Origin of the sequence: Microcystis sp. LEGE 00066 (genome assembly GCF_015207925.1) — a bacterium.
Taxonomy (GTDB): domain Bacteria; phylum Cyanobacteriota; class Cyanobacteriia; order Cyanobacteriales; family Microcystaceae; genus Microcystis; species Microcystis ichthyoblabe_A.
In genome coordinates this window covers 1-7750 of sequence record NZ_JADEVX010000188.1, presented here as the reverse complement: position 1 = coordinate 7750, position 7750 = coordinate 1, and the positions used below count along the sequence as shown (strand labels likewise).

General features: G+C 45.2%; 9 protein-coding genes. 2 read left to right on the top strand and 7 right to left on the bottom strand.

Annotation, left to right across the window (positions count from 1 at the left end):
- Both IQ224_RS19525 and IQ224_RS19520 read left to right on the top strand, forming a co-directional pair.
- Positions 1 to 998, top strand: a 998-nt coding sequence (locus IQ224_RS19525; RefSeq protein WP_305070310.1) for a DNA gyrase C-terminal beta-propeller domain-containing protein, incomplete at its 5' end; no start/stop codon positions are given.
- Positions 999 to 1002: 4 nt separating this feature from the next.
- Complete coding sequence (locus IQ224_RS19520) at positions 1003 to 1686, top strand: YdcF family protein (RefSeq protein WP_194033378.1); 684 nt, start codon at positions 1003 to 1005, stop codon at positions 1684 to 1686.
- Positions 1687 to 1818: 132 nt separating this feature from the next.
- Here the strand turns inward: IQ224_RS19520 and kdpC are convergent, their stop codons facing one another.
- The 7 genes from kdpC to kdpB all read right to left on the bottom strand — a co-directional run bounded on the left by kdpC (position 1819) and on the right by kdpB (position 7561).
- Positions 1819 to 2463, bottom strand: coding sequence for a K(+)-transporting ATPase subunit C (gene kdpC, locus IQ224_RS19515; RefSeq protein WP_194033377.1), 645 nt, complete (start codon positions 2461 to 2463; stop codon positions 1819 to 1821).
- Between the two features lie 167 nt (positions 2464 to 2630).
- On the bottom strand, positions 2631 to 2837 hold the full coding sequence (gene kdpF, locus IQ224_RS19510; protein ID WP_071591814.1) for a K(+)-transporting ATPase subunit F: 207 nt from the start codon (positions 2835 to 2837) through the stop codon (positions 2631 to 2633).
- A 157-nt stretch (positions 2838 to 2994) separates the two neighbouring features.
- Positions 2995 to 3915: a DNA cytosine methyltransferase gene (locus tag IQ224_RS19505; protein WP_002744337.1), complete on the bottom strand. Its 921-nt coding sequence runs from the start codon at positions 3913 to 3915 to the stop codon at positions 2995 to 2997.
- Positions 3912 to 4142: a HindVP family restriction endonuclease gene (locus IQ224_RS25110; RefSeq protein WP_370583155.1), complete on the bottom strand. Its 231-nt coding sequence runs from the start codon at positions 4140 to 4142 to the stop codon at positions 3912 to 3914. The genes IQ224_RS19505 and IQ224_RS25110 overlap by 4 nt, the downstream gene beginning before the upstream one ends.
- A gap of 201 nt (positions 4143 to 4343) precedes the next feature.
- Positions 4344 to 4703, bottom strand: coding sequence for a HindVP family restriction endonuclease (locus tag IQ224_RS19495; RefSeq protein WP_194033376.1), 360 nt, complete (start codon positions 4701 to 4703; stop codon positions 4344 to 4346).
- 159 nt (positions 4704 to 4862) lie between these two features.
- A complete protein-coding gene (locus tag IQ224_RS19490; RefSeq protein WP_002744334.1) occupies positions 4863 to 5402 on the bottom strand; it encodes a HindVP family restriction endonuclease in 540 nt (179 codons plus the stop codon).
- Positions 5402 to 7561: a potassium-transporting ATPase subunit KdpB gene (gene kdpB, locus IQ224_RS19485; RefSeq protein WP_194033375.1), complete on the bottom strand. Its 2160-nt coding sequence runs from the start codon at positions 7559 to 7561 to the stop codon at positions 5402 to 5404. The genes IQ224_RS19490 and kdpB overlap by 1 nt, the downstream gene beginning before the upstream one ends.
- Positions 7562 to 7750 lie beyond the last annotated feature (189 nt).

Genomic DNA, 7750 nt, shown 5'->3' with positions numbered 1-7750 from the left:
CCACACCCTCTTTGAAGTCGGAAGTTAAAAAACAGGACAATAAAGTTAAGAAAAAGCCTGAGAGTGAGAATGCACCGAGTTTAAGCCTATTTACGCCCCAAGAACCCCCAGAAAATGCGATTTTATTGCTTGATGCCGAAGATAAAATTAGTTGGACGACACCGGAAGAGCGAGCGCCGGACCGGGGTTTAATTATCTATCAACAGGCGATCGAAAAACGGGAAAATTTTCTAGTTATCCTCGATAATGCTAAAGCTTACCCGATTGCTATCCGGGAAGTTCCTCCAAAAGACAATCAACCGGTGTTAATCTCCAGTCTGCTGACCAAAACCGCCCAAAAAGAGTCAGAAGCCGTGTTAAATCAATTTTTCTTGACAGAACCTCAAAAAAATCAAGAATTGCTTTTACTGAGTCAACAAGGGCGAATAAAGCGGCTTCCCATTAATGAATTGGAGGGGGTTGGTAGTCGGGGTTTGTCCCTGATGAAATTGAAAGAAGATGATCGCCTATATGCTGCTATTTTCACTCACGAAGGCCTGGACTTAGCGATCGCCACCAGTAGCGGTCGGGTGTTGCGTTATCCCGTGCGCGAGGAATTATTGCCAATTATGGGTAAATCTGCCCAGGGTTTAGCAATTTTGCGATTGCGCTACGGGGAACATCTAGCTGGCTGTGTTTCTCTCCCCCATCGGGAAAATCTGCTGCTGATTTCGGGATTAGGTTACGGAAAAAGACTGGCGATCGAAAATTTACGCCTATCACAATTAGGCGATCTTGGTTCACCCGCTTTACAATTCGTCAACAAACAGGATAGTTTAGCGGCCATGGTAGCGGCGCGAGCGGGGAGTATAGTGTTATTAAGTACCAATCAGGAGCGAAAACTGCCCTTAGAGGTGGAAACCGTGACAGTCACGGGAAAAGACGGGACAGGTTCACAATTAGTCAAACTCAACCCCGCAGAAAAAATTATCAAAGCACAATTGTTACACCATCTCTAAGTCAATGGCGAAAAAACCGAAAAATGTTGCTACTAAACACCGAAATTGGCAAAAATGGTTAAAACTAACTCTAATTCTGGTTTTTGGCTTTATTATCCTTAATCTAGCGACTAATTTAGCCATCCGCTGGTCAATTAATCAACAAAAACCCGTTGATGCCATCTTAGTTTTGGGGGGCAGCATTCGTCGGGAAATTTATGTGGCCAATCTGGCCAAGCAATACCCCAATATACCGATTTTAATTTCCCAAGGCTCGAAAGATCCCTGTATTTTATTACTATTTGAACGGGCAAAAGCACCAAAAACTAACGTCTGGTTAGAAAAGTGTGCTAATTCTACCTTCGGCAATTTTTTCTTTGCCGTGCCAATTTTAAAACAATGGGGAGTACATAAAGTAAAAGTTGTCACTTCTCCTACTCATTTACCCCGCGCTAAATGGTTAGCAGAAATTCACTTGCAATCCCACGGTATAGCAGTAGAAATTGATGCAGTCCGAGAAATTGGTATCCCGGGTAATCACGAATCAAAGCTAAAAACTGGTTTAGATGTGACTAGAAGTATAATTTGGGCTTTTGTCGGACAATTAATCTCTCCCCCCTGTTGGCAAGTCATTCCCTTAAATTCCGTTGATTTAGAAGCTTGGCGCGATCAAGGTTTTCAATGTGAATATCAAGGTAAGATCAGCTAAACCATCCTCTCCCAGTTAGTTTTTTAGCGGCTGCATCCCATGTTTGTAAATCCACTAAGTTGGGGTTTTTAAAGGCAAACTCTCTCTTCCCACTTTCCTATACCTTTTAAACAGGATTGAGTATCAGAGGCCCTATCGGGTATTTGCGATCGCATCTAGAGCCAGATTCAGTTTCAGCACGTTAACCCCCGGTTCGCCGAAGATGCCGAGAAAGCGCTCGTCGGTGTTTTTGATAATCAGTATCTCCACTTGATTCGTCGGTAATCCCCGCACCTGCGCCACCCGCTCGATCTGCGCTCTGGCGGCCTCTGGGGTGATATGGGGATCGAGACTGGAACCGGAGGTATATACCAGAGCTGCGGTGGGTTTGATTCCCGCTTTCTCTAATCGGGGAATCTCCCCCTCTATAGCTTTCGCCGGATCAGGATCGGGTTTTCCTTTAATGCGATCGATCAATACAGGGTTACTGGGAGCTAGGTTACTCGCTCCCGAAATTCCAGTTTGCAATATCTTGTTAGGATCGTTTTTCGGATCGGCCGTACTGTAGTCGGTGGTACTCGGACGACTATTAAAATAGCGATCGCTGGTGAAAGGTTGCCCAATTAGAGCCGAACCCACCACTTGACCTTGATTACTGGTAATTAAACTCCCGTTCGCTTGCCAGGGAAAAAGAATTTGACCGATGGCGATCATCGAGAAAGGATAGATCAGCGCAGTGATCACCCAGAGAACTAGGGTAGAACGGATGGCTCTACCGGCCTCGCGTGCAAAACTCATAATTAGGGTTTACTGAAAAAGTTTGTTGGTGGAGTTAGGAGTCAGGAGCCAGTAGTCAGGAGTCAGGAGAATTAAGAATAAACAACAATCAATGAAAGAGTCTATTTAGAGATTTTCTGCTTTTTCCCATTTTTGAACTCTCAAAAATTAATTGTGCCAGAAATCTCTTAAAACCTCTCCGGTATAAAGATGACAAAAAATAGGTAGATAAATAAAGCAAAGGCGACCAATCCTAAAAGGGTTAACGCGAAGGCCTGCCCCCTATCGATAGTGCTTCCCGTAGAAGCTTGAACGATGGAGGAGAAAAGAATTGTTAGACAGAAATTTAAGAAAATATACCAGAAAAATCGGTGTTTTCTAAGGGATGCTTTCATAAGAATTAGAGTTTTTTGGAGATTTGTTTTTGCTAGTAAATCAAGAAAATAAGTAGGTAGGCGTTAAAAATTATCAGACACCCCCCTTATCAAGGGGGGATTAAGGGGGGATCAAAGACAAAATCTATTTTCAATTTAATTATAACCACTTACTTAGCTATAGTTGTCGATAGGTTGTCTTTTTCCCCTTTTTCAATTCATAGTTAAGAATACATTGGCCCACATATCTGGCCAAATTAACAGGGACAGCATTGCCAATCATTTGTTCTAGATTAGATTTTGTTCCAGCAAAAATAAAGTCTTTAGGAAAAGTTTGGATATAGCTTCGCTCGCTCGTTGTTAACGGTCTTAATTTTTCATTAAGATGACAAGCATCACCGGGATGTTGTCGATAGGTTTTGGGAACTGGTCGATTTACCCCTCGAATAGTAGGGCTAGGTTCATAAATACTGAATATCGCCCTTCTTTGATAGCTTCTAGGATGTCTATAATAGTATTCTATATCTAATTCTTTGCCCATATAGTCAAATACAGTCAGAGGTTGACTTGATAGATTTTCATTGATCTCATCGATTAAAAAATCATCTTCTTCCTTCATTTTACCGATCATAAAATATCTTTTTCTAGTTTGAGGAACTCCGCAGTAACAAGAATTAATAACTTTTTCGGTTAAACCATAACCATGGCTTTTAAAAATTTGTTTTGCCTGAATGAGTATTTTACTTTTCTCAATTCTAGCCACATTTTCCATAACAAACCATTGGGGAGTTAATCTAGTTACAATTTCAGCGAATGTGAGGGTTAGATTCGCTCGTCCTAAACCCTCGTCTCTCTTACCGGCACTGGAAAAGTCTTGACAAGGGGGGCTGCCGACAATAATCTCAGGATTATATTGAGCCAATATTTCTTGATTAGATTCTCTAGATAAATCGACATTAAATATTGGATGACTAAAGTTATTGCTATAGACATCTATAGCAGGTATCCAATTATCAAATGCAGCCACAATAGTAAACCCCGCTTTCTGGAAACCTAAAGATAAACCACCACAACCAGCGAATAAATCGATTGTGATCATTTTGCTCCCTCCTCTAAATTAAACAAATCGGGTGAATTATAAATAATAGCATCAAATCGCCTTTCAGGACTCAATAAATTTTGTCCACCTCCTAAAATAATTTCTCTTATTTCTGATTTGTTAATTCTGGGTCGATGCAAAATTTCTGAACGCATATACCGGTTGGTAATTTTGCCGCTTAATGCAAACGCTTTATCATTTTTTGTATTGTACGAAAGTTGATCGATTATTTTTCTATGATTGATGCGCTCCTGTTTGCTGAAATCGTGGCTCTTCGTTACTTGGTATGGTTCGATAGGGGGGCATAAATCGACTAAATCCTTATCTGGCAAGGGATTTAATTGATTAGTTCGCTCTAGATCGAAAATAATTGACAAAAATCGCTAAATGCCTTTCTATATAGGGGTTCCATCCCTTATAACCCCCGTTCATTGCATAACACAAACCGAAGAGCCGAAATCGTCAAGCATTTTGAACAGCCATATCGCAGAACGTATTTGTCTGGAAATACTTTTTTCTATTCTCGCTTCAAATTTAGTCAGATCTACGAATAGCCGAGTGAAAGCTAGATCGCTCCAAACGAACACATCTAAACATTGCTCTGCCAATTTTGAAGATTTGCCTTCCGTTTTCCAGATAGGCTGTATTAAAAATGGTTGTTGATAGGGCAATAAATCAAGCGATAGTCGGTCAATAACGCCAACTATTGATAGTAAATAAGGCATTACCTCTCTCGGTTCTGTCCAGTCTTGAATAGAATCGAAATCACTACCGATAATCTCCTGCAATTTTTGTATATTGGCTCTTCGTTACTTGGTATGGTTCGATAGGGGGGCATAAATTGACTAAATCCTTATCTGGCAAAAGACTTAATTGATGAGTTCGCTTTAGATGAAAAACAATTGACAAAAATCGCCAAATGCCTTTCTACATAAGGGTTACATCCCCTATAACCCCAGTCCATTGCATAACACAAACCGAAGAGCCTGTATATTTTGCCTAATGTGATTAATTATACTACAGGCGAGATACACGATGGTATCTGGTCTAACCACTATTTCACATCCATAACGAATATCTTCTAAGTCACAAGTTGTATTGTCTGGTAAAGCGGTTAATTTAATTTCCAGACCTCGAAGACAATTACCGTTATCGATTCTCTGGGTTACTAGATCGACTCTAGGCAAACTACCGATTACAAATTGATTATACGGCGTAAATTGACTCTCGAAAGCATAAAATAAATTATCGGAATCGGGAGCTAGACCGTATAACTCTTGTGTACTTAACTCCGCCGGTTGAATTTTTAAATTTTCATCAAGTTTCAGATATACATTTTTCAGTCCTTTCCCATCCAAGTAAGCGCACAAAGAAGCTGGAAATGAGGAGTTAAATTGATTTTTACCCCAGGTTTCTTTTTGGCTAAAATCCCGATTCGAGTGCTTCAATCCGAATAAACTAGGCTTAAATATTGCAGATTTTACCATTACCTCAACCCGATCGCTGAAATTATCTCATCAATAATCTTAATCGCAATAAACGGCGCGATCACGCCTCCTACCCCGTAGATGAGGATATTGCGCCGCAATAGTTGGTCAGCGGTGAGCGGGCGAAATTGAACGCCTTTAAGTGCTAGGGGAATCAAAACGGGGATAATCAGGGCATTGTAGATCAGGGCTGAGACGATCGCCGATTGAGCGCTTTTCAAACCCATGATATTTAAAGCATCGATCCCGGCAGCGGCGAAAATCGTCGGGATAATGGCGAAATACTTAGCGATATCGTTAGCTACCGAAAACGTGGTCAGGGCGCCGCGGGTAATTAATAACTGTTTGCCGATGGTCACTAAATCGATCAGCTTGGTCGGGTCGGAATCGAGATCCACCATATTGGCCGCCTCCTTTGCCGCTTGGGTTCCGGAGTTCATCGCCACACCGACATTAGCCTGGGCCAGTGCCGGTGCGTCGTTGGTTCCGTCCCCCGTCATAGCAACTAACTTGCCCTTGGCTTGCTCGCGACGGATCACCTCGATCTTATCTTCCGGGGTAGCCTCGGCGATAAAATCATCCACCCCCGCCTCCGCCGCGATCACCGCCGCCGTGATCTGGTTGTCGCCGGTGAGCATGATCGTTCTCACACCCATGCGCCGTAATTGGTCGAAACGCTCTTTTAATCCCGGTTTCACTATATCTTTGAGATAGATCACCCCGTAGATATCGTTACCCCGACAGACGGCCAGGGGAGTTCCCCCCAAATGGGAAACCCTTTCCTGTGCCTCATCGAGGGTCTCGTGAACGGAACCACCCCTAGAACGGACGAAACCTTTAATCGCTTCTACGGCCCCCTTACGGTATTCCTCGCCGTCCCTATCGGTGCCGCTCATGCGGGTACGAGCGGAGAATGGGATTGCCTCGCCGGGTTGGCCATCGATATCGAGGTTTGCGCCCAAATTCCGGGCTAAAGCAACGATCGAGCGTCCTTCCGGGGTTTCGTCGAAAAGGCTGGCCGCTAGACAGACGCGGGCTAATTCCTCGAGGTTATGACCGTTGACGGGGATAAATTCGTCAGCTAGCCGGTTGCCGAGGGTAATCGTTCCCGTTTTGTCGAGAAGGAGGGTATTTACGTCGCCGCAGGCTTCCACGGCGCGTCCAGAGGTGGCGATGACATTAAACTGAGCCACACGATCCATGCCGGCGATACCGATCGAACTCAATAAACCGCCGATCGTCGTGGGAATGAGGGCGACGAGGAGGGAGATCAAGATGGCGATACTGGAGCCGGCCCGAAAGGTATCCGCAACCGCAGGACTGAGGATCGTTTCCAGGAAACCGGCGATATAGTTCCCGATCGAGGGAATCGTGGCCACGACAATTAAAAAGACTTGGGTTAACACAGCCAGAAGTACCGTCAGCGCGATCTCGTTGGGGGTTTTCGTGCGCTCGGCCCCTTCCACCAGGGAGATCATGCGATCTATAAAACCCCGACCGGGATCTTGGGTGATCCGTACCGTCAACTCGTCCGAGAGAAGCCGCGTACCACCGGTGACGGAACTGGCGATGTCAGTGCCGGGTTGTTTGAGGACGGGGGCCGATTCTCCGGTGATCGCCGATTCATCCACCGAACCGATTCCCTCGATCACTTCCCCGTCGGCGGGAATCACGTCCCCGGCCAGCAGTTTTACCCGATCACCCCGATGCAAGGCCGTGGAACTGACCGACTCGATCGAACCGTCGGCCAGGATTTTTCGGGCGATCGTGTCGCTGCGGGTCGATCGCAGGGCATCGGCCTGGGCTTTTCCCCGTCCCTCGGCGATCGCCTCGGCGAAGTTGGCGAACAGCACCGTGAAGAAGAGGATGAGGGTGATGATGCCGTTAAGTAGCCGTTGTTGTCCCCTATCCCCTGCGATCGTGCCGAATAGATGCGGGTCGATCGTCACCAGGGCCGTGACGATCGTTCCCAACCAGACCACGAATAGGACAGGGTTACGCACGGCGATGCGCGGGTCGAGTTTGAGAAAGGACTGCCGGATCGCGCTTTGATAGAGACCGGTCCGGTTGACCTTGGGGGTATGGCGGCGGTCGTCCCGGCGACCTCTCGGCACTCGCAACGGGCGGGGGGACTTAGAATTTCCTTTGTTCGTTCTCATAAATTGTCTAGGGCTGGTTGAATCAATCTAAAAACCTTTTTGGGTAAGACTTTTAGACCTTTTGTCAATCAAAAAATACTGGATCTGGGAGTGATCGGGGGGAAATTTAGGCACTTTTTCCCTGAAAATTAGGTAATTGGCCACCTCAAAACTGGTAAAACCCCACACCCCACACCCCACACCCTACCC